Source organism: Pseudomonas sp. NPDC089569, from assembly GCF_050280625.1.
Taxonomy (GTDB): domain Bacteria; phylum Pseudomonadota; class Gammaproteobacteria; order Pseudomonadales; family Pseudomonadaceae; genus Aquipseudomonas.
Window position 1 is genome coordinate 11975 of record NZ_JBNNVQ010000017.1, and the last position, 24966, is coordinate 36940.

The window sequence follows — 24966 nt, forward strand, 5'->3', positions numbered from 1 at the left end:
CGATACCGGGTTTATGCTCTTTGTGTCTGCATCAGTTTCCATTCCCTATCTACTGCCCGTTTCGCCGTTTTTTCACTTGCGTACAGCCAGCGTAACCGTCTCGGCTTGTTTTGAGCTCCGGCAGTCACTGTCTTTTCCGTTCCAGCCTTTTCGTCTCGATAGTGGGCGATGATTCCGGTGTACTCCCCTTTGTTTTCCTCAGCCAGGTCTTCGACCGAGTCCTCCGGCAGTTTGCTCTGCAGGTCCAGACTCATGGTGTAGCCGTTATCGGCACTGAGGCTGTGCTGCACGTTCCCCCCATACCAGATGATTTCATCAATCTCGGCCTTCACACCCTGGAGCGTGTAAGTCAATTCCGGGATCAGATCCGGTCGTCCTCGGGCAAGCGTATAGCTGAGCGTGGCGCTGCCACGTTGCAGGCGCTTGAACTCTGCCCGGGCGGCACGCAATGCGGACTGCTGGTCGCTGTAGGTATGGCGTAGGTCCTTGAGATTTTCCCCGCCACCGGCAATGGCCTCCTGCTTTTTCGCGCTGTTCACGTCGTAGTAATACGCCCGCACACCGTCGTAGCTGTCGCGGTCGGCCTGCAGATAACGGTGTTGGTCGCCATCGGCGCGGTTCAGGGTGATATGGGGCAGTGCCAAGCCGCTGGCTGTTTTGCCGCCGCCGGCGGGCATGCACAGCAGGCAGCCGGCTTTGACGGTGGCCACCGCATCAAACTCTTCGCCCAGGCGGCTGATCAGGTTGGCATCTGACTCATTGGCCTGGTCGAGCTGCAGGATGGGCAGGCTGCCCAGTGCGCCGGCAACCGTAGCCGTGAGGCCATTGCCAGAGGCGATGGCACCCAGTACAGCGCCAAGGGTGGTGTTGCTCCAGCTGCGCTCGCGTTTTACCTTGAGGCCCTTACGCAGGTCGGCCGATCGAGCGCGGATGCTAAGTACGTCAGGGGCGCCACTGTGCTCGGTTTCGTCGACGGTGTAGGTGCCTTTGTCGACCAGACCGGTGTCGCTCCAGCCCAGCCAAAGTCGTAGGGTTGCGCCTTTGGGGGGAATGGCCAGCAGGCCGTCGTGGTCGCTGAGGGTGATGCTGAGCTGATCCGCTTCAATGCCACGATTGTCGGTCAGATCCAGGCTCATCAAGCGCGGGCTGATCAACTGGGCAATGTCATTGCCATCGACGGTCAGGCGAAACGCCGGCACCGGATAGGCGAGGTCGCGCCGGCCCTGCTCCAGGGCGCTGCTCACATAGCCCGTCACGCGAGCAATCACGGCATCGATCACAGCAGCCCCCTCAGAATGTTCACGCCGGCACCGGTACTGGCGCCGAGCAGATCGACACGACCATCGTCCACGCGCTTCAGACTCAGATTGAATTCAATCCGCCGCGCGGCGCCGTTGGAAAAGAAAATCGTCCTGGTCTCCGTCAGATCGTCGATGACCCAGAGCCCGCACAGCCTCCCGGTGCCTTCCACCATCGGCCAGGCCTTGCCGGTATCCGCCATCGTGCGCAGAGCATCAAGGCTCAGGACCGTGCCGGCCAGCTCCGGAAGGATGATGCCGGGGAGGGTGATGGCATCCTCACCACGCCCCAGAAACTGGCGGGCCGGTTGAGCGCCGATCCGGCTGCTGCTGGGGTGGCGCCATTCGGTACGGCGTTGCATCTCCTGGTAGGCGGCCGTGTGCAGGCTGAACACGAACATGCCAAGGGCGAGCATCATGCGGAGTTACTCCTGGTCAGACAGTCGGCTGCGTTTGCGGGCCGACTTTTCGCGTTCGATACGGGCCATTTCGGCGCGCACCGCACGGGCAATGGCTTGCGCATCCATGCCCGGGGCGGGGTGGATGTTGATCTCGTAATGATCATGACTGTCATAGGTCGCCGCGGCCGGTGGCGCGATGGGCGCTCTATCGTCGATCGCAATGGCTGGCGTCGCGGCAATGCCCATGGCCATGGCGGGCGCAGCAATGCTGCCCAGGGCCATGCCACCGGCGGCGGTGAATTGTTTGCCGAGCCTGGCCAGCGTTCCGAACACGCCTGAATCCGAACCAGCTGGATCGGCCAGCGGCGATTGCGCAGCAGCTCGCGCGGCCTTGAGAGGTTGAGCCACGCCAGCGGCCTCAGCTGGATTGCGTTGATCTCCGGCCGGTGATGGGCCAGCGATCGCATTCATCACGAACGAGCCAGCGCTGGTGAGTTGTTTGCTGATGTTGGCAACGGCATCGAGCGGCCCTTGTTCCCCCGACTGCAGGCCCTGAGTCAACCCGGCCATGGTGAAACCACCCAACTCAGCGAAGACCCGCGAAGGGCTGTGGATACCGAGCTTTTCTTTGAACCAGTCGATGGTCGAGCCGCCGATCGAGGTGATGGCGTCCTTAATCTGGCCGGTACCGGCCAGCAAGCCGTTGACCAGGCCGTTGACGATCATGTTGCCGAACTCGGTAAAGCGCGTCGGCAAGTCCACGCCCAGATAGCTCAGCACGCCGGCGAAGGCCTGGTAGATCAAGCCAATCGGGCTGAAGTTGGCCAGCGTAGTGAGGATGCCGCCAATGCCGCCGTCGAATCCGGCCTTGATCTCCGTCCAGGCATTGGCGAAGTACAGCTTCACCTGGTCCCAGTTCTGATAGATGAGGTAACCCGCGCCGGCGAGCACGGCCACCACTGCCGCGATCGCCAATGCAACGGGGTTAGTGGCCAACCCCCACAGGGCAATGCTGACGGCCCGAATAGCGGTGACCAGGACACCGCTGAAAGCAGTGGCCAGTATCCTGAGCAGGCCCAGCAGGGTGGGTATTTTCAGGCCGATCATGGACAGGGCAAAGCGAACGGCGAGGAAGGGACCCAGTACACCGGCGATACCCAGCGCGGCGACGCCAAACCCTGTGGAGAGGGCGGCGATACTGGCCGTGGCTTTCAGGATGCCCGCCACCAGGTTGGGGTTGGCCGTCGCCCAGGTGTTCACCCGTTCAATGATCCGATTGAATCCGTTCACCAGCTCAATGATGGTCGGCTTCAGCGTTTCGCCCAAGGCGCTGCTGAGGTTGAACAGGCGGTTTTGTGTCATCTGCCAGCGGGCTGACAGCTGCTGGCCTTTGATGTCACCCTCGCGCTGCATCGAGCCGCTGCCCTTGGTGCTGTTCACCAGCTCAAGCTGGCGGCGGTACTCGCCAATATTGTTGGCAAGTTTCGCGGCGTCATCGCCGTATTCCTTGCCGAACAGCTCGGTCGTGACGCCGAGTTGGTCGCCCTTGGGCAACTTGTTCACCGCATCCAGCACCTTCTGAATGGTGCCGGTAGCGTCCTTTGCCATGCCGTCCTGAACGGCCTTTGCCTCGAGCCCAATAGCGGCCAAACCCTTCTGAAACCGCTTGGGCTGCTGCGTCGCAATCGCCAGTTCACGAATCATCGCGTTGGTGGCGGTGCCCGCGACTTCAGCCGACGCGCCCAGCGTCAGAAAGGTTGAGCCCAAAGCGGCGGCATCCTTGAACGACATCCCCACGGAGGCTGTGATGCCGGCGGTGCGCTGCATGACATCAATGATGTCGGAGCCTTTGGACATGGCGTTGTCGTCGAGGTAGTTGATCGCGTCACCGAGCTGGCTGACGTTCTGGATCGGCAGTTTGAAGAGCTGGGCGATACGGGCCAGGTTCTCGCCGATCTGGTCGGCGGGCAATTCAAACGCTGTAGCAGCCGTGGCCGCGACCCGTGCGAACTCCAGCAGGTTGTCTTTGCCCTGAACCCCCATCCGCGCTCCACCTTCGACAAGCGCGGCGATGTCCGTGGTGGCCATGGGGATGCTTTCAGCCATCTTCTTGATGGCGGCGCCCATGTCGTAATAGGTCTGGGTGAGCTGGCCGTTGTCGTCCCGGGCGCCGTCCACTTGTTTGGCGACACCGGCCATGGCGTCTTCGAAACTCGAGTAGTTCTTCACCATCGCCAGAATGGGCAGGCCGACGGCTGCACCTGTGGCGGTCGCACTGGCGCCGGCGGTCGCCGTGACGCCCACCATTTCACGACTCTTGCCGAAGTTGCTACGCAATTTCGCTGCCCGGGCATGTTGCGCACTCAAGGCGGCGAGGCGCTGTTTTTGCGCATCGATGCTGGCGGTGGTCGCATTGATCTGCTCACGCAGCTGGCGTTCCTGGCCGCTGAGGGATTTGGTGCTGAAGCCGGCGTCTTGCAACCGTGTACGCAATCCCTGGAGCTTTTCGCTTTGTTGCTGGTGGGCTTGTTTCAGGGCCTGGGCTTCCCGTACCGCCGCACGGAAGTCTCGGGCCATCGCTTTGGTCGGCACGCCGGTGGAGGCGAATTGCTGGCTGATGCTTTTGACCTTGGCTTGCGCGACTTCCAGCGCTTGGCTGGTCTCTTGAGCGGCTGCTCGCTGAGTGCGCCAGGCGCTGATGTCTTCCTGCTGGGTATTGAGTTCCTTGAGGCGGTCGCGAGCATCTTTCAACGCCCGCGCCGTTTCCAGGCTGCCTTGGCTGATTTGCTTGAGCGGCGCGGAGGCTTTGTTGATGACATCAAGCAATACTTGAAGTCGTAGATCATTCGCCATCGGCACCACTCCTAACCCGCGCTCTCTCGCGCCAATCCATCAGTTCCTGCAGGCCCAGCCGATCCATGTCGGCCGGAGCCCAGTGAAAGACCACGGCCAGGTCGGCCATGGCGTCCTCTACGCAACCAGGGATGCGTCCGTCTTCGCCTGCTTCTGCAGCAAAAAACCGACGACCTTGCCGCCGATGGCCAGCAGGTCGGCCGGGTCCATACCGGCAGCTTCGGGGGCGGTGATGCCAGGTGAGCTGATGCGCGGGATGACCTTGATCAGGCTGGCCACATCGAGGTTCAGCAGTTCGGCCAGGTGAATGCCGCGCAGTTCGCCGGCGCAGGGTTTGCGCAGGGTGACAGTGCTGATGATTTGCTTGCCGCGCTGGATGGGGGTGTCGAGTTCGACGGCGTTTTCGTCGAGCTTGATGGATTCAGGGGCGGCAACAACGGATTCAGCGGTAGTAGCTTCGGACATGATTTGCTCCAGGAGGTTGGGTGCACCCTCGTTCGAGGGCCAGTTGAATTAGATGCCCAAGGCTTTGCGTTGCGCTTCGAGCATGTCGACGCCATCGACCATCTCAACGAAATTGAGCAGGTCGATTTCGATGATGACTTCGCCGTCGACGATCAATTTGTAGTAACTGCAGGTGGTCGTCATGCCGTGCTCGGTGTCATCTCCCGGCTTGGCGTCGCCCATTTCGATGGTTTCGTGACGGCCACGGACAACGATCTCGACGGCGCTCATTTCCTCGGTGTCGTCCTGTTGATACGTGCCGGTAAAGCGCAGCAATACGCCAGACACCTTGATCGAGCCGAACTGGCGCAGCGAAATCAGATCGAGGCCGCCGGTTTTCCATTCCAGCTTGATGCCGTCATCGGAGAAGCCCAGGTCAGCCTTGACCGGGCCGTTCATGCCACCGCCGCGATAGGCTTCCATCTTGCGGCCGAGGGCGGGCAGGGTGACGGACTTGCAGACGCCAAGGTAGCTGTTGCCGTCGTTGAAAAGGTTCATGTTCTTGAGTTTGCGAGGCATGGCCATGGCGGGGTTCTCCGGTCGTCTGGCGCTGGGTTCCCTCCCCGTGAGGGGAGGCCCGGGTTAGCTGTTGAGGCGGCTGGCGAAGTCGACCAGGTAGCGGTCGGTGATGCGCTGACGCAGGGTGAGGTCTTCCAGCGGTGGCACGGGGGTGTAGTCGTAGTCGATGTACAACTTGCCGGCCTTGAGCGTGGTTTCGTCGTTGATGTCGTCGGGGAACCAGGCGCTGCCGCCGATCAGGTAGCCGCCGGCGACCATTTCGCGGATCTTGTCGTTGATGCTTTCGAGCATGTCGCGCACCAGGGAGGGATGCATGGGGTTGTCCATGGCCCACATCTGCGCGTTGGCCATGGTGTCGGCCAGTACCTGGGCGGTGCGGGTGTAGTTCTCGAAGGCGAACAACGGATCGTCGCTGCAGGTGCGGCTACCCCAGAAGCGATAACCGCCCTCGTTGATCAGGGTGGTGACTTCGTTGCCGTTGAGGTAGTTGGCATCGGTGGCGGGGTTCTGCAGATCCCAGAACACGTCGGCACTGATACCGGTCACGCCATTGACGGCGACGTTGGACAGGGTTTTATGCCAGCCCACTTCCTGGTCGATCTTGGCGCGCAGACCCAGTGCACGGGCTACGGCGGGAGCGTTGACGGTGGCATTGGTGACGGTGTCCCAGTTCTGGAAGTCCGGCCAGATGACCATGACTTCGCGGGCGCCGAAGTTCTCGCGGTAGGTAGTCGCTTCTTCCTTGGTTTGGCAATCCCAGGCGTTGACGTAGGCGAAGGCTCGCAATTGTTGGGCGATGGCCACCAATGCGGTGGCCACGGGCTGGGTGTCGAGACCTGGCACGCCGAGAATGCGCGGGGTGACCTTCAAGCGCGACTTGGCCGCGAGCAGGGCTTTCATGCCGGTGTATTTACCGGCCGCCGTGGTGGTGCCGATCAGGTTGCTTGTGGTGGCGGCTTCATCGACACCCTTGGCTACACGAACCACGACGGTGAGCGGTTTGGTCTGGTCAGCGATCGCCTGCAGGCTGGCTGCCAACGTGCCTTGAGTGCCGGCTTTGCCAATAGCGGCCTGTACGTTGGTGAGCAGGACAGGGGTGTCCAGGGGGAACATCGTGGCATCGGCGTCTTCGGCAGTACAGACCAGGCCGATGACAGCGGTGGAAACGGTGCGAATGGGGCGCGTGCCCTCGTTGATTTCGAGGACTCGCACGCCGTGATGGTATTCGTCGGCCATGGGGTTTGCCTGCGCAGTGGTTGAAAGACACTGCACAGGCTGCCGCGCGCGCGTTGGTTGAGCGAGTTCGAGGAGTTGTAGGGGCGGGGCCTACAGGGTGCTGCGAATGAAACCTCTACTTGATGATACCAAGCGCCTCGTGCGGCGGAATCTCAAGGTAGACCAGTCGGCTGTTTCACTTGCTCAATCTCACTGGACTGGCCTTGTTTGGAGGCATAGCTCATACAAATTCATACTGGAGAAAGCAGCTCAAGCGGCTTACCAGTCGTGCGCGCCGGGTATGCCAACATCCATAGGTGCTGAGGCGTGACGCGACCGGTAATCTCCGGACGAATTAGCGGCGATCCGGCCTGATCGAACGCCCAGGCCACGAACTCGGAGCAGAAGAATCGCGCCTTATCTTCCAGACGCAGGGAGTGCATCAGTATCCCGATAAGCCCCAGATAGTCATAGCCGGCGCCCAGCTTGCTCAGGGCCGCGTTATGGACCACCGCAGCATCAGGACAAGGCATCTTGACCAGGGCGGCATAGCTGGACTTCTCCAGGCGCTCTTTGAGTGGGGTTAGCGTTACGCCGCCGAACATGTTCGCGCCAATCACTTGATCGCCCATGACAATCTCGACATGGCTGAACGCCGACCAAGTAACCCCACGAATCAGCAGGCTGCCGATCAGACGGCGGCGGGTGAACAACAGCTGGACCGATTGCATCATGCGTTATCCTCGTTTATCGCGTTAACTGATCTGACTGGCTACTTGCGTGATCGCCGCACAGATTTCGTCATATTTGGCCCGTGCTTCCGCTCCGCTCAGCGGAACAATTTCGTACTTGCGCATGCGCAACGCGCCAAGCGCTTCCTGGGCCGCGCGCAGCCCATCAGCCTGCTGAATGATCAGGTCGGTAGAAGCCTTGTAGGTTTGCTTGGCCGCATTAGCGAACGCGGTGATCCAGATGCTGCACTCGCCGGTATAGCCCGCCGCCTTGTACGCCCGCGCCGCCGCTTCACGGGATACATATTCGCCCTCAAACCGTGTCCAGTTCATGGACACGCTGGCTACTAAGTCATTGATCTTGGCCGCGTACTGACTGCCGCTCTGGTAGCTCACGTTCTGCGTGGTTTGAACCAGTTGACCATCAATGACCCCATGCGGGACCGACAGGCACAAAAGCCACTCCGCATCAGTCAGCTGAATGATGGCGTCAGGGTTGGCGTCCTGAGGGACAGGGCTGTCGGACTCGTCGTAGAAACCCGTGATTAGCCCCGTCGAATCGTAAACTGCAAATTTTTGACCCATATCGATCTCCGATCAGTAACCAATGGCAAACCAGCTGCCAGCTTGGGCGGAAGTTGGATGCGTGTTTTGAATGCGGTACTGGCTCGGACTAGGGGAGTCAGCGTTGACCTGGTTGGTCCCCGAAGTCCCGACCGAGGCCACGATGGATGCACAGCCAGAAGGGAAAGCCAGTGGAAAGGTAAATGTGGATGACGTCGCCCCTGCAACCGAGAAGTTGCCCCATTGAAGGATGATGCCGGTCGGCAATTTTTGGTAACCAGTGCCTGCAATCGAGTTGCCAAACTGACCTGACGAAAAAATCATTGAGAGCGAACCGCCCACGATCATCCAGCCCACCGCTGTGGCGACCAGCACTACCGAGTCACCTTTGCGCATGGTGATGCCGCTCACCTGCGGGCCGCTGGTGCCCATGATGATGTCAGCGCCAGTCGTCGCCAGGCTGATTACGCCACTGCCGGTGTTGCAGATGGTGATACAGGCGCCGGAGGTATACGCACCCACCGCCGACAATGCTGGAATGGTCAGGGTGATCGTGCCGGACGCGCTGATCAGGCCGCCCACCGCCGCCAGAGGGATGGTTTGCGACGTCGAGATCGAAGCGCCCGGCCCGTACACAAGACCTGCGTTTTTCAGAAAGTCGGTGGTGACCAGTTTCTGACTGCTATCGAACTGCGCGGGTGACGGCGCCGTTGGAGTCCCTGTCAGGGCCGGGCTGATGAAGTCGGTCTGCGTCAGAAAGACGTTGGTGCTGCCATCGCCGTAAACACGCGAGATCTTGCCTTGCGTGACCACGATTGTGGTGCCTGCACCAGGGGCTTTGACAGTTACGGTAAATGCGCCCGAGGTGGAGTTAAATATGGTCCACGAACCGAGCATGGCCGGCAGCGTCAGGGTTACGTTGCCCGTCAGTGCCCCGGTCAGGAACAGGAAGTCAGCACCATACTGCGCGGCCGTCAGCGTGGTGTTGCCGGTAGCTGCCATCGCCACGTTTGCGCCGCCGCGCGCGCCCATAACGAACGCCGTGGTAGCCAGTTGCGTGTTGTTGGTGCCCGCCGAGGCAGTCGGGGCGGACGGGAAACCGGTCAGCGCAGGCGAGGCCAGCGTTGCGTAGTTGCTACTGACCCAGTTTTCCAGGGCCAAGTTGCCCAGGTCGGTGGCATCCACGGTCGCCTTTAGTTTGGCAGCAACGCTCCAGCCAATTTTCACCACGTTGGGTTGCTGGCCAACGCCTGTACCTTGCTGTACCGGGGTGAAACCGAGGCTGGCCTGCTTGCCTGCCAGGGCGTTGGTAATGGTGGTCGCGAAGTTAGGGTCGTTGCCCAGCGCTGCTGCCAGCTCATTCAACGTATCCAGCGCGGCCGGGGATGAAGCGACGAGCGCGGAAATAGCCGTCTGGATAAATGCGGTGGTGGCGATCTGCGTTGTGTTGGTGCCTGGCGCCGCAGTGGGCGCGGTTGGCGCACCTGTAAAGGCTGGCGAGTTGAGAAATGCAAACTCAAGCCATGGCTGGTACACGCCCACCGATTTGCGACGGTAAAACGCCCGGTCTGCTTGAACGCCCAGCGACAGCTGGACTCCGTTGGACGCGTCGACAGGCATCGCCCATATTTTTGTCCACTGCGGCATTGGCGCATTCGCCGTAGTACTGATGGTGCTGCGTGCCTCTGCCATGCTCGCGCCGACGGTATCTGCGTCGTTGCCGCTGGGGCTTCCAGAACTCTGTGTGTACAAGCCGGCGGTGACCAGCCGTGCAAGGACGTGTCCCGTCGTCGCAATTTGCGTACTGTTGCTGGTATCCGGGGCAGTCGGCGCGGTCGGTGTGCCGGTCAACCCTGGACTGGCCAACGGCGCTCGTGTGGTGTCCGTTGGATGTCGGTGGTCCTCCCTTGCGAGTTTGCTTCCCGTCCCCACCGCTGCCACACCAGCCATCAACGGTGCGACCGTAGCCAGATCGCCTGCAATTTCTTGCTGCACAAAACCTGTGGTGGCCAGCTGCTGATTGTTGCTGCCGGCGGGCGCTGTGGGTGCCGTTGGGGTGCCGGTGAAGATCGGGCTGGCCAACGGCGCAAAGCCTTGGGTGATGTTCTGGAACGTCAGCGCCGTGGTACCCAGGACAATGGGCCCATCCGTGACCAACTGCCAACGCGTATCCGCTTGAGTGGCACCCTGTTCGACCGACACCATTAACGACGGCGTTACCTCAGCGCTGTTGTCGGCATCGAGCGCACGCGACCAAGCTCCGACGGCCGCGACATACAGGCCATTATCCTTGCTCGTGGTCTGGTTCTTCACCAACACCCGATCACCGACGACCAAGGTAATGCCGTCCAGTATCTGCAACCCTGTCAACGCGATGTTGGCCGTGGTCGCCACGCGCACCGATTGCTTGCTATCGAGCTTGTTAACTTCTTCCAGCACCTTGGCATCAACATAGGCACGGGTGGCCAGCACCACGCTGGGATCGATTTTCAGTTCGACGTTACTCGAGTTGCTGACAATCAAGTTCATGCGCACAACTTGCGTGCGCCCGGAACCCTGAGTGAGCAACGGCTTGAACGATGGCGCGCAGTTGGCGATGGCCACCATGTCGCCGTCTGAGTCATACAGGCCGATTTCACGTATCCACCAGCCGCCGACGTCTTCCGGGATCACTTGTTCGGCGACGATGATCCCCGGATTCACCGGGTCAACCTTGAGCTGGTTCAGCGGCGCCCGGCGGCGCTCATTGAGCAACGCCGCTTGCGTCGCAGACGGCTGGGGCTCGGTGCCGTTGGCATCGCCTACGGCCATGTGGGTGATTTTCCACGAGATACCCAGGGCGTCCGCGTTGGCCTGCTTGGCGACACCGACATTGGTGAGGATGGCAAAAAACTGTGAGTTCTGGTCGATCATGGGAATACATCCAGGGTGTCAATGGTGTGGTCGCGACCGCCACGGCCTATTACGCCGCTGACTTCGATGTCACGTTGAGTGGGCGGGTACACGCTGATTTCGTCGCCCTCGTAGATCGTGGCGCCCAGGTAGAGATGGCCGGTGGTTTCCAGGCTGATCGCCAAACCGGTCAGGTGCCGACTGCGGGGCTTGGCGTCATCGATGAGGAAGGTCAGTTCCTGGTACATCTCGTCGGTGATGCCGGTGTCCAGCACGCCGACCTTCAAAGCAAAGGTCCCAGGCACGCCTTCGGGGATGGTCTGGTACCACTCCACCACTTCGATCAGGTAGCCCAACGGTTCGACGACGCGGCGCAGGGCACCGATGGTGCCTTTGCGGGAATGGATGTAGTACGCGGAACGAATGGCGGCGCGCTTGGTAGCCTCAGTCCAGTTACTGTCCCAGCGATCAACGGAAAACGACCAGGCCAGATACGGCAACAGTTCGACTGGGCAAGTGTTTGGATTCCATAGCTGACGCAGCGGAATGGGCGTGTGTTCAATCTGCGCCAATGCTTCGGCGGCCAGGTGTTCCAGCTGGCTGGCATTGCGCGGCAACAGCGAAACGGCGCCCATCACTCCACACCCTGTGTGAGTGTGATGCTCGTGCAGTATGGCGCCTGGTAAGGCGTAGCGACGATGTCGGTCCAGTTATCCAGCTCGACCTTGCGCACACCTTCGACGTGCAGCGCGGCATGGATGGCGGACTCGGAGACTTCCATGGCCAGCCGGCGGCGTTGGTGCACATAGGCCAATAGGCGCTGATTGGCAGCAGCAAGGATCGGCTCGGACTCAGGGCCACTGGTTTTGAGGTAGATTCGGGCGTTGACCTGGTACGGCAGGATGACGGCGCCCTGCACGGTCAGGCGATCACCCAACGGGCGGCGATCCTCGTCGCTGAGGTAGGCCTCGACAATTCCAGGTAGCTCCGGGTCAGCGCTGCCATCGCCCAGCAGGGATTGCACGGTGACCACCACTACAGCGGGGCTTGGGCTTTCGGCTGTGGCATCCGCCACGCGGCCAGCGGCGGCACGGGCGTGAAAGATGTAGCTGTTGCGCGGGCCGGCGGTGCTGAGGCCTTCAAAGGCCATTTGGGCGCGCTCGCGCAAACTGTCATAGCTCTCCAGGACTTCTGGGATCGGCGGCACGGCATTCGGATTACCGACCTGCACCACCAGGCGTGCGACATTGAAGTTTCCCGCCAGATTTTCCAGATCGGCGCCTTGCGCCAGGGCGAGCATGTTGGCCACGGCCCCTTCGTTGACGCGCTGACGCCAGATGGTTTCCCGGTAGGCGTTCTCCTCGAGCAGCTTGGTCAATGGTTCCGACTCCAGCTCGAGGCGGGAGGCTATTTCGGCCTGCTCTTCCACCGGCCACAGACTGACGGCGTAGGCCTTGCGCTCGGCCAGGATCATTTCGTAGTCAATTTGCTCAACGATCTGCGGTGGCGGGAGTTGGCTGAGGTCGATCGGGACAAAGGTGTTCATACGCTGGCCCCCAGCTGTAAGGGAATGCTGAGGTTGTGCTGTTCATTGCTGTCGACTTCGGCGCCTTCCAGCTCCAGTACGACTTGGCCCTGCAGGCTGACGCCGCTGAATTGCACGCGACTGAGGCTGATACGAGGCTCCCAACGCAGGATGGCCATGGCGGTGGCGGCGTATACACGCAGCCGCGTGGCATCGTTGAAGGGCTGGTCGACCAGTTCCGGCAGCAAGCTGCCGTACTCGCGGCGCATCACCCGGGAGCCAATGCGGGTGGTCAGGATGTCGGTAATTGACTGGCGCATGTGGTCCAGGTTGCCAATGGCACTGCCGGTTTCTCTGTTCATAGCGGTTTACCTGACTGATCAGAACCAAACTTCACGCCGCCATGCGGGTGATTGACCAGGCTGATACCGGACGCAATGACATCCTTCGAGACGGTGACTGTGCCGGTGACGTGCTGATTGCCGGTCTGGGTGTAATCGCCTTCATGGGTGATCGGGCCGACGATGTGAAGGCCGCCCTTGCTGATCAGCTCGCTGGTACCGGTTTCGGGCAGGACTGCCCGCAGGTGATGGGCGATGCTGTCGTACTCGATGACGGCGCCGTCGCGGTAGGTGCGGCGGTGCAAGCCGGCACGGTCGCCGATGGCTGCATGTTCGTCGCTGAAAACGCCGGTGAGCGCTACGCCGTTGGCGAGTTGTCCCGAGGGACTGAACAGCACGACCTGTTCGCCCTCGGTGGGAGGGTTCCAGTCCTGATCCAGACCTGCTCGCACCGCGATCCACGGCAGCCAGGCCGTGAGGAGGTCGCCGGTTTTCACCCGCACGCGCGGCGGCTTCATCTGGACTTCGGCGATGGTGCCGAAACGGATGAGGTTTTCGATCAGGCGGGCGAGGGCGGCGATATCGTTCATGCCGTCGATGGTGGCGCCACGCGCACGCGAGCGCAGCCGAGCAGCCTTGTAGCGAGGGTATTTACACTGTCAGGTGAGCCAGAAGTGTGTCGCGGATCAGCTCAAGGTCGACATCGGTGAAGCCCAGCACTTCCCGTTTTTCGTAGCGCACATCCGGGGCACCACGTTCGGCTCGGTCTTTCAGGCCGTACTGGTGCACGCGGGCGATGCGGGCAATTCGTCCGGTAAAGCCCACACTGACCAGGTTGCTGTCACCTTTGGCCTTGAGAAAGCTCGCGGTGCGCAGCTTGCGGAACATTTTCAACTTGCGCTGGATGCGACCCTGTTTGCCGCGCAAGTCGCGTTGCTTTCGCGGGGCGTACTGGCTGCCGTCCGGGTTGCGTTGTGCCGTGACTCGTTGCTGTTGGCTACGACGCAGCTGCTGCGCAATGGAACGCGCCAGGGAGGTACGCGCGGCTGGCTCCAGCCGGTGCAGCAGCAGGCCGGCCCAGTCCTCCAGCGCTTGCAGGTCACTCATGGCCAGGTCGCTGCGGATGCGGACTGGTCAGCGCCATGGCATCGGGCGGCTGAGGCGATTGCCATTCGGCAACCAGTTGGCCGTCGGCGAACACCTGGATTGGGCCGGCGATTTCCTCGTAGGGTGTGTATTGCGGTTCGGCGGCATGCCTGGCGGTGTAGGTGCCGTCGGCCTGCTTTTTGACGATGACACGCTCGGTCAGGGGCAGGCTCAGGCTCATGTCGACCTTGCTGTTGTCGATGACATCCGCTTCGAACTTGATGCCCTCGGCGGACTTGTCCAGGTTGGCCAGCAGTTCTGACTGGTTCACGCGCAGCCAGCCCAGTAGCGGCAACATCACGCTGTCGGGATGTCCAGCGAAGTCGGTCAGGATGATTTGCAGGTCGTAGGCATATTCAAAGGACAAGCCGGCAGCCGCGGTGCAGCGAATTTTGCCATTGTCGATGAAAACCAACAGGCGGTCGGGGTTGTGCTTGAGTTCCGGCACGGCGGCCAGCAGGTGGGCGCGCAGGTTATCGGGTTTGTTCATGTTGCACCTGGTGTTGGTAAAAGCAGCAACGCCAGAGCGCCGAGCAATGCAAGGCCATATAGCACCTGGCGCAAGGTGCTCACGCGCGATACCAGCCGAGTTTGTTCATGTCGCCGACATCCAGCTTTTCGATTGGCCCACGGACAATCACGACCTTGCAACCTGGTGTCATGAGGTGAAGGGCCTCGCAGAGCAATGCCATGTCCTCATGCTCGGTGGACTCCGGCACGACCAAAAGATCGCCGTCTTGTATGTTCAGTCGTTGCACAGCTTCGATATCGATCATGCGGCCTCCGGTACAGGGCAGTTGGCGGCGTGCCGCTGGTAGGCGCGCTCCAGCTTGATGTCGTACAGATTGCGTTGGTAGTCGGGGCCGTTGTAGACCTTGGCAAACACAGCCCATTTCTTGGCCTTGAGCGCCTTCAGCAGCGCAGGATCGGCCTCGAGGAAGCGCACGAACGCTTCAAATTGTTCGTTTTCATCTTTGGCCATGCGGGTGGCGAAGTCCTGCACGCTGGCGTAACCCAGCCGTACTGCATGAAACCCCATGATCTGGAAGGCGCCCCAGCTGGCTGACTCCAGCGCGCAGGTGTCATCGATGAGCCGGGCGTGAGCCAATCGTTGGTGTTCAGCCGTGCCGCCGGCGTAACCCCCGGCACGCGGGTTGACCAGGTTGGGCTGGCTGGCCGCCAAGTCATCGGCGTGGGCCTTGAGTGCAGTGGCGTCGTCTTCTTGATTACGAGGCAGGGCGAGTTGGCGGTACATGATGTGCCGCTCATACAGAATATTTGGCTTGCCGTTGTCGAGGAAACCCGCGCCCAGGCTTTCCACTTCGTTGACCGCGAGAATGGCGGCCAGCTCGACGCCCAGACGGACGGCGCCAGCGCTCAGCGTGGCATTGCGCAGCAGGGCAGAGCAGTCGGCACCGGTTAACGCCGCGAGGGTCTTGGCACCGGCGATGCCGTCACTGACCAGCCCCAGCCGGGACTGATAGGCACGCACTGCGTTCTCGGTGGCATCACCGAACAGGCCATCCACGAACAGGGAGGCGCCGGCCAGGTTGAGGCGTTGCTGCAGTACGCGGACATCCTGGCTGCGGTCGCCGTGGCGAAGGGTCGTCATACTTGTTCCACCTTGCGCTTGAAGAATTGATTGGCCAGCGCCCGGGTGCCTTCGACGCCGAGCAGTCCGATGACCCCGCCGAAGAATGGGCCGGTCGATGCGGGAATCCCCAGCAGAGACAGGCCATGGCTGCCCGCCAGTGCGAGAGCACCGCACAACGGGGCTTCCAGCGCGACGCGACGCAGGGTGCCGCCGCCGTACATGATCCGCAGCGCTGCAATGACAGCAGCCAAGGCGCCTGCATAGAGGGCAGGCCAATTTTGTTCGAGCCAGCTTGCGAGCCAGGCCCAGGTGTCCGGTTTATCAGGCATGTGCATCATTCCACTGTCCGAGGGTGAGGGGAGAAGGCTGGTGGGAGCCCTGTAGGAGCGAACACTGGATCAGTCCCATAGCTGCACCATTTGTCGTTGTTCCGCTTGGGGGGCCACCTCAGGCAACTGCACCAGGGTGCCGTGCGGCAGGACGGTGCCGAAGTCGGCCAGCCCCGGATTGGCATTGAGCACAGCCTCGGTGACGCCGGCGGTGCGACCGTAGATCCGCCAGCAAATGGCATCGACGGTTTCGCCCTGTTGAGCTTGGATGGACGCCATCAGATGAGCTCCACGGTGCAGTGCCCAACGCCGAGCAGATCGCGTATCGCGAAACGGGCGTCACGGCGGTATTCGTCGATCGAGGGGGTCAGTTCGTCGGCATTGCGATTGCCTTCGGAGGCGCTGTCGAAGCTGCGGTACCGCTCTGAGAGCTCGGCCGCTGCCGTGCAGTAAATGGCACGGCGATAGAGCAAAACCAGGCAGCTTTCGCCATTGATCAGGTCTGCCGGTACATCCGCCAAGGTGGCGTACCCTTCGGCTTGATGGTGGGTCTTGAGGAGGCGCAACTCCTGATTCACCTGGATCAGTGCATTGACGGCGGCCACTTCAAGGCGGGCGTCACTGATGGAACCATCCAGACGTATGGCGGCGCGAAGCGTGGCGCCATCGATGTCCGGCCAGAAACCGTCGTTGGTAATGACGTAGGTGTTCGTGGTGCTGCCAGTGGCAATGAATCCGCTCATGTTTCGGCCCTAAGTCGGCGGTGGCCGGGGCGTCACAGCAAGGAAAGGAGATAACCTGCTGATCAGCCCCGGGCCGCCGGGGTTGCGGGGTACGCTCGGGTTAGCTCCCAGAAGGGGGAGCGAGTTTTTTCAGAAGGCGTTCGGCGCCATCCAGATCCTTCTTGCCGCCAACAAAGCCATTGAGCTCGATAGCGCGCTTGAGCAACTCGATTCCGGCCTCGATTTGCCCTGGTTGTCCCGGATTCTCAGGGTCGAGGCCTGCGACCGTCGCGCGGCCGGTGGCCAGGTACAACTTGGCGCGGGCCTCGTCAGGCATGTCCTGCTCGTAAGTGAGTTCAAGCGTGCGGTGCAGGGTCGGCAAATCAAAGTCGCCGCCGATTTTCTGCGACTGGAGTGCGGCTTCGGCGATCTCCTCCGCGACCAGACAACCGGTGCTGCGTTCGAAGCGATCCGGCATCAGCAGGTTGTGCTGCAACACATACGCTGCAATATCGAGTGCACCGCTATAGTCACCAGCGTCGATCCGCCAGACCATGATGGTGGTCAGCACTTCGTCCTGGGCACCATTACCAGCCTCAAGCACGCCTTGGACGTAAGGCTCATAGGCCGGCAGCAACTGCGGCTTGAGCAATTTTTTGGCCTCGGTGGACTGGATCTGTTTGAGTCGCAGGCGGTCCTGTAATAGTTGGGCGAGCTGCATTTCGTAGGCCGTCCCTCCTGCCATTGAAATGGCCGGGGTAGTGGCAGCGGCCTCCTGCGCCGCAAGCACGCGGCGCTGGTGACGTTGGGCAAGAGAGAGGGCCATGGCTTATTCAGCCTCTTCGATGTTTTCGACCAGGGCGCCCAGACCGAAGTCCTCGATCACGTAGGCGTCGTTCGAGGACTGGTAGTCGGCGATGCGATCGCGCTCCGGTTCGTCCTTGGTCAGACGACGACGGCCGCTGATCTGGAAGTAAATCGACAGGTTTTTCAGCGTGGTGATCAGAATGCCGCCATCGATGAAGAACGGCGCGTCGACGATCGGCAAACCGCCCAGCGTGCCATTGGCGATAATCCGTGCGGCAGCCAGTTCGTTTTCGTTGTTGGCAGCACCTTCGATGTTGGCCAGGAACTTGGCGTGCAGCAGGTTGCGGTCAACCAGGACAACCAAGTCAGGATGTTTGCGGTGCCATGGGTCCAGCAACTGGATAGCGTCATAGACCAGGCCGTCGAGAGTTTTGTAGTCACCGTTAGGGCCAATGGTGATCTTGCCAGCAACCTTGCCGCTGCTCAGCACGCGGGCCGGGGCCTTGGTGCGGTACTTCTCCAGCCAGCCGACGTTCACGTCCTGCAGTAGAGGATGGGCGGTGCGATCAGTCGATGCGGCAGCACTGGTGCCGTTGAAGCCGATCATGATCCGGTCCAGTGCCTGGCGCTGAACGATGGCACCCGACAGGCGTGCTTGGAAGTCCGGAAACTTTGCCCAGGCATCGAGCAGTTGATAGGGCACGGCAGTGTCGAAGTCGGTCTTCTTGCAACTGTAGGTGTCGTTGTTAAGCGAGCTGACATCACGCGGGGAGCGCGCAGTCTGGCTGGTGTTGGTGCGGCCGGCAATGGTCGAGCCGACGCCCAGAATGATGGATTCGCCTTCCTGTTCGTCCACGCCGAGAACGTTGATTTGTGCCAGGAAGCCACTGGACTCCTGAATCGCGGTTTCCAGCTTCTGCTGAACTGACGGCGTGACGGTGAATTTTTCCGACGCGGAGCCGACCGAATTGAGTGCGGCGACCTGCTTGGTGAAGCCGTTGAAGGCAAGACGTGTTTCGTTGCGCATGGTGTTCTCCGAATTGAGCGAATAGGGCGCCCGCGTGGGTCAGTAGGCTGTCAAGACATTGCCGTCGCCGCCGGTGGCTGGCGGACGGGAGGTCTGGCTGTGGTCTTGGGTTTTTCCGAGTCGCTCCAGCAGTTCCGAAAAGTCGGTGCTGAGCTTTTCGTGCTTGGTCAGCAGGTCCTGGTGCGAGGCCTGTACTTTGGTGAAGGCCGTCGCTTGTTCGGATGCGTGGTCTGCCAGGGCCTCAACCGCATCGTTCAACTCAGCGAACTGGACATTGTCCTTGCTGGCCTTGTCCTTGCTCTTGCCCAACAGCTCGGTAACACGACTGAACAGGCCTTCAATTTTGCTGGGCGTTTCGACGACTTCTTCGAACTCCAGCTGAGCTTCCACCAGTTCGGAGAACAAGTTGTCCGGTTTGCTTTTGCGAGACTTCAGCGGCGACGCGTCCGGGTTTTGGGCGCTGAAAGTGAGCATTTCGGTGCCCAGGCTGGCCGGCGAATCGGTAACGGCCAGACCGTCCAGGTAAGCGCGACCAGTGTCGGCAAACTTCGGATTGATCTCGATGCTGGTGTACAGCTTCTGACGGGCCTTGTTCATGCTGATCAAGTCGGCGGTCGGCTCGATTTGTACGAACAGCGCCAGCTTGTTCACGCCGTTGACTTCGACTTCTTCGGTTTTCGCGGCCAGCACGTCGCCGTAGGCTCGGAAAGGGCTGTCAGGCAGAACGCTGCGGAAATGCTCCACCCAGATCCGGGCGCCGTAGGTGTTCGGGTTGTAGGTTTCAGCCGCATCGATCAGCCATTGACGTTCGATTTGGCGGCCATCGGTGGTGGCGCCTTCGACGGCGACGCGGAACCATTTGGAGCGGAATTTTTTCATTGAGCGAGTCCTCAAAGCGGTGCTGCTGGGTGCAGTTGCATTGAGGTGCATCGTCGGCAGTGGCAGCGTGACGGGCAATCGCCCGCACTTGTACTCCCGGGCCTTACAGGCCTGAACACTACGCCTTCACGCGCGCGCGGCGGCAGCATCGCCGCCATGACTACAGCCGAAGCCACCCCCGTCCGTGACAACCGCCGCCAGGCCAAATTCCTGTATTGGACCGGCCTGCGCATCTGTGCGATTTCCGAAATGCTGGGCGAGAAAGAAAAGACTGTGCATGCCTGGAAGGCCCGCGATGAGTGGGACCGTGCCGACAACGTCGAGCGTATTGGCGGGGCGCTGGAGGCCCGCTTGGTGCAGCTGATTCTCAAGGAAGGGAAGACGGGTGGGGACTTCAAAGAGATTGACCTTTTGCACCGTCAATTGGAGCGCCAGGCCCGGATCGAGCGATACAAAAGCGGCGGTACCGAGACGGAACTCAACCCGAACCTGGCCAAGCGCAACGAGGGGCCGAAGAAGAAGGCTGCACGTAACGAGTTCGATGAAGCACAGATCGAGCTGCTGACTGAGGCTTTCAAGGAAGGCTGTTTTGGCTATCAGCTGGACTGGTACCGGGCCAGCAATCAGCGCACCAGGGCCATCCTGAAAAGCCGGCAGATTGGTGCAACCTACTATTTCGCCCGTGAGGCGCTGATTGATGCCCTGGTTACCGGTCGTAATCAGATTTTTCTGTCGGCCTCGAAGAACCAGGCTCACATTTTCAAGGCCTACATCCAGGGGTTCGCCCGTGAGGTGTGCGGCGTCGAGCTGACCGGCGACCCGATCATCCTGGGCAACGGCGCCGAGTTGCATTTCCTCGGCACCAATGCGCGCACCGCCCAGGGCTATCACGGCAATTTCTACTTCGACGAATTCTTCTGGACGTTCAAGTTCAACGAGCTGAACAAGGTCGCCAGCGGCATGGCGATGCAGAAACAATATCGGCGCACCTACTTTTCGACGCCATCGAGCATGGCTCATGAGGCCTACACGTTCTGGACCGGCGAGCGCTTCAACAAGGGCAAACCAGCCGCTCAACGGCTGACATTGGACGTATCCCACGACGCTCTGCAGCAGGGGCGTTTGTGCGAGGACCGCATTTGGCGGCAGATCGTCACCATCCTGGATGCCGAGCAGCGTGGTTGTGATTTGTTCGACCTCGAGGAGCTGCGCCTGGAGTACAACGCCGACGCTTTCGCCAACCTGCTGATGTGCCAGTTCGTCGACGACGGCGCGAGCATCTTCCCGCTCAATGTGTTGCAGCCGTGCATGGTGGACAGCTGGGTGGAGTGGTCCGAGGACTACAAGCCTTTCGCCGCGCGACCGTTTGCTGATCGTCAGGTCTGGGTGGGCTATGACCCGGCCGAAACCGGCGACAGTTCCGGCTTGGTCGTGGTGGCCCCGCCCATGGTTCCGGGAGGGAAATTCCGCGTGCTTGAGCGGCATCAGTTCCGCGGTATGGACTTTGCCGCGCAAGCCGAATCCATTCGCCAAGTGACGATGCGTTACTGGGTGACCTACATCGGCATCGACATCACCGGCATGGGCTCGGGCGTGGCGCAGCTGGTGCGCCAATTTTTCCCGAACGTGGTGACCTTCAGCTATTCGCCGGAGGTGAAAACCCGCCTGGTGCTCAAGGCCTACGACGTGATTCACAAAGGGCGGCTCGAGTTCGACGCAGGTTGGACCGACATGGCCCAGTCGCTGATGGCCATCCGAAAAACCATCACCGCCAGCGGTCGGCAGTTTACCTATACCGCTGGGCGCAACGACGAAACCGGCCACGCCGACTTGGCTTGGGCGCTATTCCACGCACTGCAGAACGAACCGCTTGAGGGCCAAACCTCAACGAACACCGGCTTCATGGAGATCTACTGATGAGCAACAGCCGCAGCGAAACCACGCAATTGTCCACCTCCCCCCCGGCTGCGGCCGAGGGACAGGTGCAGCCGGCAATAGGTGGCAAGATGGAGGCCTTCACCTTCGGAGACCCCACGCCGGTTCTCGATGAGCGCGGGATTCTCGACTATCTGGAGTGCTGGTTGAATGGTCGTTGGTACGAGCCACCGATGTCCTTTGATGGGCTGGCCAAGTCTTCTCGGGCCAGCGTATTCCTGCAATCAGGGTTAAATTTCAAGCGCAACATGCTGGCCCGCACCTTTATTCCCCACAAGTTGCTGTCGCGGCAGACCTTTGAGCAATTCGTCCTGGATTTCCTTTGGTGCGGCAACGGTTATCTGGAAAGGCGCGACAACATGCTGCGCAGTACGTTGGGCCTGCAGCCCGCCCTGGGCAAGTACATGCGGCGCGGTGAGGATCTCGAAACCTATTATCAGGTGCGCGGCTGGCGAGACGAGTATGAATTCAAGCGCGGGACGGTTTACCACCAGCGTGAGGCAGATATTAACCAGGAGATCTACGGCCTTCCGGAATGGCTACCGGCGCTGCAGAGCGCGCTGCTCAACGAGTCTGCAACCTTGTTCCGGCGCAAGTACTACAACAACGGTAGCCACGCCGGGTTCATCATGTACATGACCGACACCGCTCAGAACGAGACGGATGTTGCCGCGTTGCGCAGTGCGTTGAAGTCCGCAAAGGGCCCGGGTAATTTCCGAAACTTGTTCATGTATGCCCCGGGCGGTAAGAAGGACGGCATCCAGCTGATCCCCGTCAGCGAGGTGGCGGCGAAGGATGAATTCGGTTCAATCAAAAACATCAGCCGCGACGACATGCTCGCTGCGCTGCGCATCCCCCCTCAATTGATGGGCATCGTTCCGCAGAACGCCGGCGGCTTCGGCTCGATCAAGGAAGCGGCGCAGATCTGGGCGATGAACGAGCTGGAGCCGATCCAGGCACGCCTGATACAGGTCAACGAATGGGTGGGGGAGGAGGTGGTGAGATTCCAACCGTTTGAAGAAACCCCAGGCTCTTCAGGTTTGCTCAACCCGTAGCGACCAATATCCGGCCAGCTTTACCGCTCCTCGGCTTACTGGCTTAGGAACGCATGGCCCATCGAGGCCATGCTTCACCCTTACAGCCTCCATAAAACTGACACGCTGCCTCATGAGCAGAAAGACCGTTGGGAATCCGCTCTGCAGCTAAAAAGCATCATCTATGTGGATAAATAGGCCCGTTCCTGTGTAGTCATGTTGCTGCTTGCCTTCTTCATCGTGTCTGGCGATGTTTACGGCATATGCTATTAATGCAGTTTGAACGTCAGTGCTGAACTGAAATTTTTTCTGATCAAATTCGGAAAATTTTCAAACATCGACGTGGATGCTTGTTGTTTTGTCTATTCATGTCCAAGCTTTTAGGATTTGCTTAGGCTCAATCATTGAATAGACCCATTCGTTGCCTTGTTTGGCTTTTTTAAATAATTTCAACTCTACGAGCCCGTTCAGCACTGTCGCGGCTGTGTTGTACGCGCAGTTTAAATTCTCTTTAACGTTATTAACGGTGAAAAATCTATTATTTCCAGATCTGGCAACGTTAAAAACTACACGTTGCTTTTCTGATAATTTGCCAAATAATCCGGACTCGTACAGGAACGTGTTGAAGGCGTCGATAGACGCAACAGCGTTGTCATAGTTTTTCTTGAATTGTCTAATTGCCCTAGCAATTACTCGGCACTGATAGTCGATAAAATACGTCAAGTCCATTTCATCAGTTTCAGTATACAGATAGCTCTTTCCGTATTTTATAGGTGCTATCTTCAAAAGTGTGCTGATTGCAATGTATCGGAACCCGCCGAAACCTTTTTTAAACAAGTACCAATAGAATAATGATCTTGCCACCCGACCGTTTCCGTCATGAAATGGGTGCTCGTAACCTACGATAAAATGCAAGATTATTGCTTTTATCATAGGGTGTATATAGTTCTGATTGTTTATATCTGTATGATTAGTGTTAACCCAATCAATTACTTTTTGTAATCGTTCCTCTAAGTGTTCTGCCGGAGGGGGCTGATGGACGGTGTGACCATCGCCGTCTTCTACAACCACGTTATCATTGTTGCGGAATACGCCCGGATAGTAACGCTCATCGTCGATCCCCTCTACTCCGACTTGGTGCAGGTCGGTAATTAATTTATGCGATAAATCTTTATCCCTGCATTCCCAGGCGTGCTGCATCATCTTGAAGTTGCCAATGATCATTTTTTCATCTGGAGTCCTCGGGCCGCGTTTTCTGCCCAACAGGTCCTTGGCAACTTTGGTGGTAGTAGCAGCACCCTCAAGTTGGCTGCTGCTAATAGCTTCATCCTCAACCAAGTCGTTCAGCAAGTATTGCAGCTGCTTGGACTCTCCAATTTTTGAGCACATCCACTCTAACGCTGCGGTCGTTGTATTTTGGTCACAAGCCGATACTGCGATGTGCATTGCTGGAGTGTAGATAAATGAACACAACTGTGGTGGTTCTCCAAGGGAAATCACTGGCGCCAGTTGTTTGTTCCGCGCGAATTTTACTACTGACCAAGCTAGTGCCGGGTCCAGCTCCTTTGGAAAACGAAAGCGCAGCTTATCGAAAGGCAGATAGCGGCCTTGGCCGTCCAAGATCTGACCTACCTCCAGATAGGCTCCAATCTGATCACTGTGCTCCTTGATGACACGGCCGAACGGATTCTGGATCGTTTTTGGCGGTGACTTGATCATGATTTCAATTTTCCTCAAATTTGAAATGGAGCATACATCCGCATTTGATGCATTTCAATTTTTATAGATTTTGAAATTTCACTGTTTTGTAAGTTCACAGGCGACTGGGATGACCGGAGGCTGAGGCGTCCGTTACCAGTCCCAATCCCGCTAACCGATGAAGCGAATTCCGCGGTCAGCGAGGTAATTCACTCTAAATAGACGCTTGCGTGGTTACACCCAGCATTTCCTTATGAGGTTTCGGGTCGCGCTGTCGGCCGCCTTCAGCTCTGAGAAGCGTGGATCAGTGCTGAACTTGAGCTCGGTTGTGATCGACTGCGTGGGGCGGTTGGTGAAGGGGGGAGCGATGCGAACCATGTTGGTGCGTTGGATGTGCGTGGTGGGACTGCCGTGCTACAGCTACACCTGGCGCGCGCCGTCGTCCCCCCGCCACGCCTGCGGGCTAAATGTGTCGTTTTTTCTGCACTCCCTGCAGGTACTGTGACGCGGGCCAGGCTGGGCTTGCTGTGACATTTTTGGAGAGCAAAAAACCTGCGAACCCCTGCACAAGGCGGCTGTTTTGATACGTCGGCTGGAGCGCAGTCTGGGGCGATTCTGAGAGGTGGCTCGGGAAAAGGGTTAGTTTTTAGAAATGAGGTGGGAAGGGGTATGCAGGCCCCGTGTTTACTGGGGTTGAGGGCTAACTTTGGGAGGTTAGTTATGGTTAGTTTGAAGGTTAGTAAATCGCAAGCTACTGATTTATAAAGATTTTATTTTTTGATTTTTTAACAGTTATAAAGGTTAGGAAATTACCTCTCATAACCCTAAAGCTAACCCATGGCATGGGCCGCAAAGCCGCGAATGACAAGGCTTTCAGAGCGATTAGCAAAAAACTAACCTTCCTAACCTCTTTCCCGTGGGTCAACATGAAAAGCCGAAAGCACCTAGGGGG

27 protein-coding genes and 1 pseudogene are annotated in these 24966 nt (G+C 59.5%); 2 read left to right on the top strand and 26 right to left on the bottom strand.

What is annotated here, in order from left to right; all coding sequences use genetic code 11:
* Positions 1–11 precede the first annotated feature (11 nt).
* The 25 genes and pseudogenes from ACQKP2_RS10430 to ACQKP2_RS10550 all read right to left on the bottom strand — a co-directional run bounded on the left by ACQKP2_RS10430 (position 12) and on the right by ACQKP2_RS10550 (position 19347).
* On the bottom strand, positions 12–1280 hold the full coding sequence (locus tag ACQKP2_RS10430; RefSeq protein WP_427576188.1) for a phage late control D family protein: 1269 nt from the start codon (positions 1278–1280) through the stop codon (positions 12–14).
* Entirely contained in the window at positions 1277–1717 is a 441-nt protein-coding gene (locus ACQKP2_RS10435; protein WP_427576189.1) for a phage tail protein, read from the bottom strand. Before ACQKP2_RS10435 ends, ACQKP2_RS10430 begins: the two co-directional genes overlap by 4 nt.
* 6 nt (positions 1718–1723) lie before the next feature.
* Entirely contained in the window at positions 1724–4552 is a 2829-nt protein-coding gene (locus tag ACQKP2_RS10440) for a phage tail tape measure protein (RefSeq protein WP_427576190.1), read from the bottom strand.
* On the bottom strand, positions 4542–4661 hold the full coding sequence (locus ACQKP2_RS10445) for a GpE family phage tail protein (RefSeq protein WP_151140785.1): 120 nt from the start codon (positions 4659–4661) through the stop codon (positions 4542–4544). Before ACQKP2_RS10445 ends, ACQKP2_RS10440 begins: the two co-directional genes overlap by 11 nt.
* 8 nt (positions 4662–4669) lie before the next feature.
* Positions 4670–5017 carry a phage tail assembly protein gene (locus ACQKP2_RS10450; protein ID WP_427576191.1) on the bottom strand — a complete coding sequence of 116 codons (348 nt, stop codon included), beginning with the start codon at positions 5015–5017 and terminating at the stop codon, positions 4670–4672.
* Between the two features lie 48 nt (positions 5018–5065).
* Positions 5066–5581 (bottom strand): phage major tail tube protein, encoded by a 516-nt coding sequence (locus ACQKP2_RS10455; protein WP_427576192.1) that lies wholly within the window; start codon positions 5579–5581, stop codon positions 5066–5068.
* 57 nt (positions 5582–5638) lie between these two features.
* A complete protein-coding gene (locus ACQKP2_RS10460) occupies positions 5639–6811 on the bottom strand; it encodes a phage tail sheath protein (RefSeq protein ID WP_427576193.1) in 1173 nt (390 codons plus the stop codon).
* 230 nt (positions 6812–7041) lie between these two features.
* Positions 7042–7524: a hypothetical protein gene (locus ACQKP2_RS10465; RefSeq protein WP_427576194.1), complete on the bottom strand. Its 483-nt coding sequence runs from the start codon at positions 7522–7524 to the stop codon at positions 7042–7044.
* A gap of 21 nt (positions 7525–7545) precedes the next feature.
* The gene (locus ACQKP2_RS10470; RefSeq protein ID WP_427576195.1) at positions 7546–8106 is read right to left on the bottom strand and encodes a hypothetical protein; all 561 of its coding nucleotides are present in this window, start codon (positions 8104–8106) and stop codon (positions 7546–7548) included.
* A 12-nt stretch (positions 8107–8118) separates the two neighbouring features.
* Positions 8119–10035 carry a gp53-like domain-containing protein gene (locus ACQKP2_RS10475; protein ID WP_427576252.1) on the bottom strand — a complete coding sequence of 639 codons (1917 nt, stop codon included), beginning with the start codon at positions 10033–10035 and terminating at the stop codon, positions 8119–8121.
* Positions 10027–10998, bottom strand: a pseudogene (locus ACQKP2_RS10480) (phage tail protein); the annotation flags it as partial. The gene ACQKP2_RS10475 and the pseudogene ACQKP2_RS10480, both read right to left, overlap by 9 nt.
* A complete protein-coding gene (locus tag ACQKP2_RS10485) occupies positions 10995–11612 on the bottom strand; it encodes a phage tail protein I (protein WP_427576196.1) in 618 nt (205 codons plus the stop codon). The pseudogene ACQKP2_RS10480 and the gene ACQKP2_RS10485, both read right to left, overlap by 4 nt.
* On the bottom strand, positions 11612–12523 hold the full coding sequence (locus ACQKP2_RS10490; RefSeq protein ID WP_427576197.1) for a baseplate J/gp47 family protein: 912 nt from the start codon (positions 12521–12523) through the stop codon (positions 11612–11614). Before ACQKP2_RS10490 ends, ACQKP2_RS10485 begins: the two co-directional genes overlap by 1 nt.
* The gene (locus ACQKP2_RS10495; RefSeq protein WP_427576198.1) at positions 12520–12864 is read right to left on the bottom strand and encodes a GPW/gp25 family protein; all 345 of its coding nucleotides are present in this window, start codon (positions 12862–12864) and stop codon (positions 12520–12522) included. Before ACQKP2_RS10495 ends, ACQKP2_RS10490 begins: the two co-directional genes overlap by 4 nt.
* Positions 12861–13433, bottom strand: a complete 573-nt coding sequence (locus ACQKP2_RS10500; RefSeq protein ID WP_427576199.1) for a phage baseplate assembly protein V — start codon at positions 13431–13433, stop codon at positions 12861–12863. The genes ACQKP2_RS10495 and ACQKP2_RS10500 overlap by 4 nt, the downstream gene beginning before the upstream one ends.
* 61 nt (positions 13434–13494) lie before the next feature.
* Positions 13495–13950, bottom strand: coding sequence for a phage virion morphogenesis protein (locus tag ACQKP2_RS10505; protein WP_427576200.1), 456 nt, complete (start codon positions 13948–13950; stop codon positions 13495–13497).
* Complete coding sequence (locus tag ACQKP2_RS10510; RefSeq protein WP_427576201.1) at positions 13943–14479, bottom strand: phage tail protein; 537 nt, start codon at positions 14477–14479, stop codon at positions 13943–13945. Before ACQKP2_RS10510 ends, ACQKP2_RS10505 begins: the two co-directional genes overlap by 8 nt.
* A 79-nt stretch (positions 14480–14558) precedes the next feature.
* Positions 14559–14765, bottom strand: coding sequence for a hypothetical protein (locus ACQKP2_RS10515; protein WP_427576202.1), 207 nt, complete (start codon positions 14763–14765; stop codon positions 14559–14561).
* Positions 14762–15601, bottom strand: coding sequence for an N-acetylmuramidase domain-containing protein (locus ACQKP2_RS10520; RefSeq protein WP_427576203.1), 840 nt, complete (start codon positions 15599–15601; stop codon positions 14762–14764). The genes ACQKP2_RS10515 and ACQKP2_RS10520 overlap by 4 nt, the downstream gene beginning before the upstream one ends.
* Complete coding sequence (locus ACQKP2_RS10525; protein WP_427576204.1) at positions 15598–15921, bottom strand: phage holin, lambda family; 324 nt, start codon at positions 15919–15921, stop codon at positions 15598–15600. Before ACQKP2_RS10525 ends, ACQKP2_RS10520 begins: the two co-directional genes overlap by 4 nt.
* Positions 15922–15981: 60 nt before the next feature.
* Entirely contained in the window at positions 15982–16191 is a 210-nt protein-coding gene (locus ACQKP2_RS10530) for a tail protein X (protein ID WP_427576205.1), read from the bottom strand.
* Complete coding sequence (locus ACQKP2_RS10535; protein ID WP_427576206.1) at positions 16191–16655, bottom strand: head completion/stabilization protein; 465 nt, start codon at positions 16653–16655, stop codon at positions 16191–16193. Before ACQKP2_RS10535 ends, ACQKP2_RS10530 begins: the two co-directional genes overlap by 1 nt.
* Positions 16656–16755: 100 nt before the next feature.
* Positions 16756–17460: a terminase endonuclease subunit gene (locus tag ACQKP2_RS10540; RefSeq protein ID WP_427576207.1), complete on the bottom strand. Its 705-nt coding sequence runs from the start codon at positions 17458–17460 to the stop codon at positions 16756–16758.
* 3 nt (positions 17461–17463) lie between these two features.
* The gene (locus ACQKP2_RS10545; RefSeq protein WP_427576208.1) at positions 17464–18468 is read right to left on the bottom strand and encodes a phage major capsid protein, P2 family; all 1005 of its coding nucleotides are present in this window, start codon (positions 18466–18468) and stop codon (positions 17464–17466) included.
* Between the two features lie 39 nt (positions 18469–18507).
* Entirely contained in the window at positions 18508–19347 is an 840-nt protein-coding gene (locus ACQKP2_RS10550; protein ID WP_427576209.1) for a GPO family capsid scaffolding protein, read from the bottom strand.
* Between the two features lie 156 nt (positions 19348–19503).
* Between ACQKP2_RS10550 and ACQKP2_RS10555 the strand changes: the two genes are divergently transcribed.
* Together ACQKP2_RS10555 and ACQKP2_RS10560 are read left to right on the top strand one after the other, a co-directional pair.
* Positions 19504–21264, top strand: a complete 1761-nt coding sequence (locus tag ACQKP2_RS10555; RefSeq protein WP_427576210.1) for a terminase ATPase subunit family protein — start codon at positions 19504–19506, stop codon at positions 21262–21264.
* On the top strand, positions 21264–22337 hold the full coding sequence (locus tag ACQKP2_RS10560; protein ID WP_427576211.1) for a phage portal protein: 1074 nt from the start codon (positions 21264–21266) through the stop codon (positions 22335–22337). Before ACQKP2_RS10555 ends, ACQKP2_RS10560 begins: the two co-directional genes overlap by 1 nt.
* Before the next feature lie 345 nt (positions 22338–22682).
* Here the strand turns inward: ACQKP2_RS10560 and ACQKP2_RS10565 are convergent, their stop codons facing one another.
* Positions 22683–24035 (bottom strand): Fic family protein, encoded by a 1353-nt coding sequence (locus ACQKP2_RS10565; protein WP_427576212.1) that lies wholly within the window; start codon positions 24033–24035, stop codon positions 22683–22685.
* Between the last annotated feature and the right edge of the window lie 931 nt (positions 24036–24966).

Bases quoted from the DNA above. Each gene is read 5' to 3' on its own strand.
- ACQKP2_RS10440 (WP_427576190.1), bottom strand. From the start codon at position 4,552: ATGGCGAATGATCTACGACTTCAAGTATTGCTTGATGTCATCAACAAA.
- ACQKP2_RS10510 (WP_427576201.1), bottom strand. From the start codon at position 14,479: ATGAACAAACCCGATAACCTGCGCGCCCACCTGCTGGCCGCCGTGCCG.
- ACQKP2_RS10500 (WP_427576199.1), bottom strand. From the start codon at position 13,433: ATGAACGATATCGCCGCCCTCGCCCGCCTGATCGAAAACCTCATCCGT.
- ACQKP2_RS10445 (WP_151140785.1), bottom strand. From the start codon at position 4,661: ATGGCCGACCTGGCCGTGGTCTTTCACTGGGCTCCGGCCGACATGGAT.
- ACQKP2_RS10485 (WP_427576196.1), bottom strand. From the start codon at position 11,612: ATGGGCGCCGTTTCGCTGTTGCCGCGCAATGCCAGCCAGCTGGAACAC.
- ACQKP2_RS10540 (WP_427576207.1), bottom strand. From the start codon at position 17,460: ATGGCCCTCTCTCTTGCCCAACGTCACCAGCGCCGCGTGCTTGCGGCG.
- ACQKP2_RS10450 (WP_427576191.1), bottom strand. From the start codon at position 5,017: ATGTCCGAAGCTACTACCGCTGAATCCGTTGTTGCCGCCCCTGAATCC.
- ACQKP2_RS10530 (WP_427576205.1), bottom strand. From the start codon at position 16,191: ATGGCGTCCATCCAAGCTCAACAGGGCGAAACCGTCGATGCCATTTGC.
- ACQKP2_RS10565 (WP_427576212.1), bottom strand. From the start codon at position 24,035: ATGATCAAGTCACCGCCAAAAACGATCCAGAATCCGTTCGGCCGTGTC.
- ACQKP2_RS10455 (WP_427576192.1), bottom strand. From the start codon at position 5,581: ATGGCCATGCCTCGCAAACTCAAGAACATGAACCTTTTCAACGACGGC.
- ACQKP2_RS10550 (WP_427576209.1), bottom strand. From the start codon at position 19,347: ATGAAAAAATTCCGCTCCAAATGGTTCCGCGTCGCCGTCGAAGGCGCC.
- ACQKP2_RS10545 (WP_427576208.1), bottom strand. From the start codon at position 18,468: ATGCGCAACGAAACACGTCTTGCCTTCAACGGCTTCACCAAGCAGGTC.
- ACQKP2_RS10495 (WP_427576198.1), bottom strand. From the start codon at position 12,864: ATGAACAGAGAAACCGGCAGTGCCATTGGCAACCTGGACCACATGCGC.
- ACQKP2_RS10490 (WP_427576197.1), bottom strand. From the start codon at position 12,523: ATGAACACCTTTGTCCCGATCGACCTCAGCCAACTCCCGCCACCGCAG.
- ACQKP2_RS10475 (WP_427576252.1), bottom strand. From the start codon at position 10,035: ATGGCTGGTGTGGCAGCGGTGGGGACGGGAAGCAAACTCGCAAGGGAG.
- ACQKP2_RS10560 (WP_427576211.1), top strand. From the start codon at position 21,264: ATGAGCAACAGCCGCAGCGAAACCACGCAATTGTCCACCTCCCCCCCG.
- ACQKP2_RS10525 (WP_427576204.1), bottom strand. From the start codon at position 15,921: ATGATGCACATGCCTGATAAACCGGACACCTGGGCCTGGCTCGCAAGC.
- ACQKP2_RS10460 (WP_427576193.1), bottom strand. From the start codon at position 6,811: ATGGCCGACGAATACCATCACGGCGTGCGAGTCCTCGAAATCAACGAG.
- ACQKP2_RS10470 (WP_427576195.1), bottom strand. From the start codon at position 8,106: ATGGGTCAAAAATTTGCAGTTTACGATTCGACGGGGCTAATCACGGGT.
- ACQKP2_RS10520 (WP_427576203.1), bottom strand. From the start codon at position 15,601: ATGACGACCCTTCGCCACGGCGACCGCAGCCAGGATGTCCGCGTACTG.
- ACQKP2_RS10465 (WP_427576194.1), bottom strand. From the start codon at position 7,524: ATGATGCAATCGGTCCAGCTGTTGTTCACCCGCCGCCGTCTGATCGGC.
- ACQKP2_RS10435 (WP_427576189.1), bottom strand. From the start codon at position 1,717: ATGATGCTCGCCCTTGGCATGTTCGTGTTCAGCCTGCACACGGCCGCC.
- ACQKP2_RS10505 (WP_427576200.1), bottom strand. From the start codon at position 13,950: ATGAGTGACCTGCAAGCGCTGGAGGACTGGGCCGGCCTGCTGCTGCAC.
- ACQKP2_RS10535 (WP_427576206.1), bottom strand. From the start codon at position 16,655: ATGAGCGGATTCATTGCCACTGGCAGCACCACGAACACCTACGTCATT.
- ACQKP2_RS10555 (WP_427576210.1), top strand. From the start codon at position 19,504: ATGACTACAGCCGAAGCCACCCCCGTCCGTGACAACCGCCGCCAGGCC.
- ACQKP2_RS10515 (WP_427576202.1), bottom strand. From the start codon at position 14,765: ATGATCGATATCGAAGCTGTGCAACGACTGAACATACAAGACGGCGAT.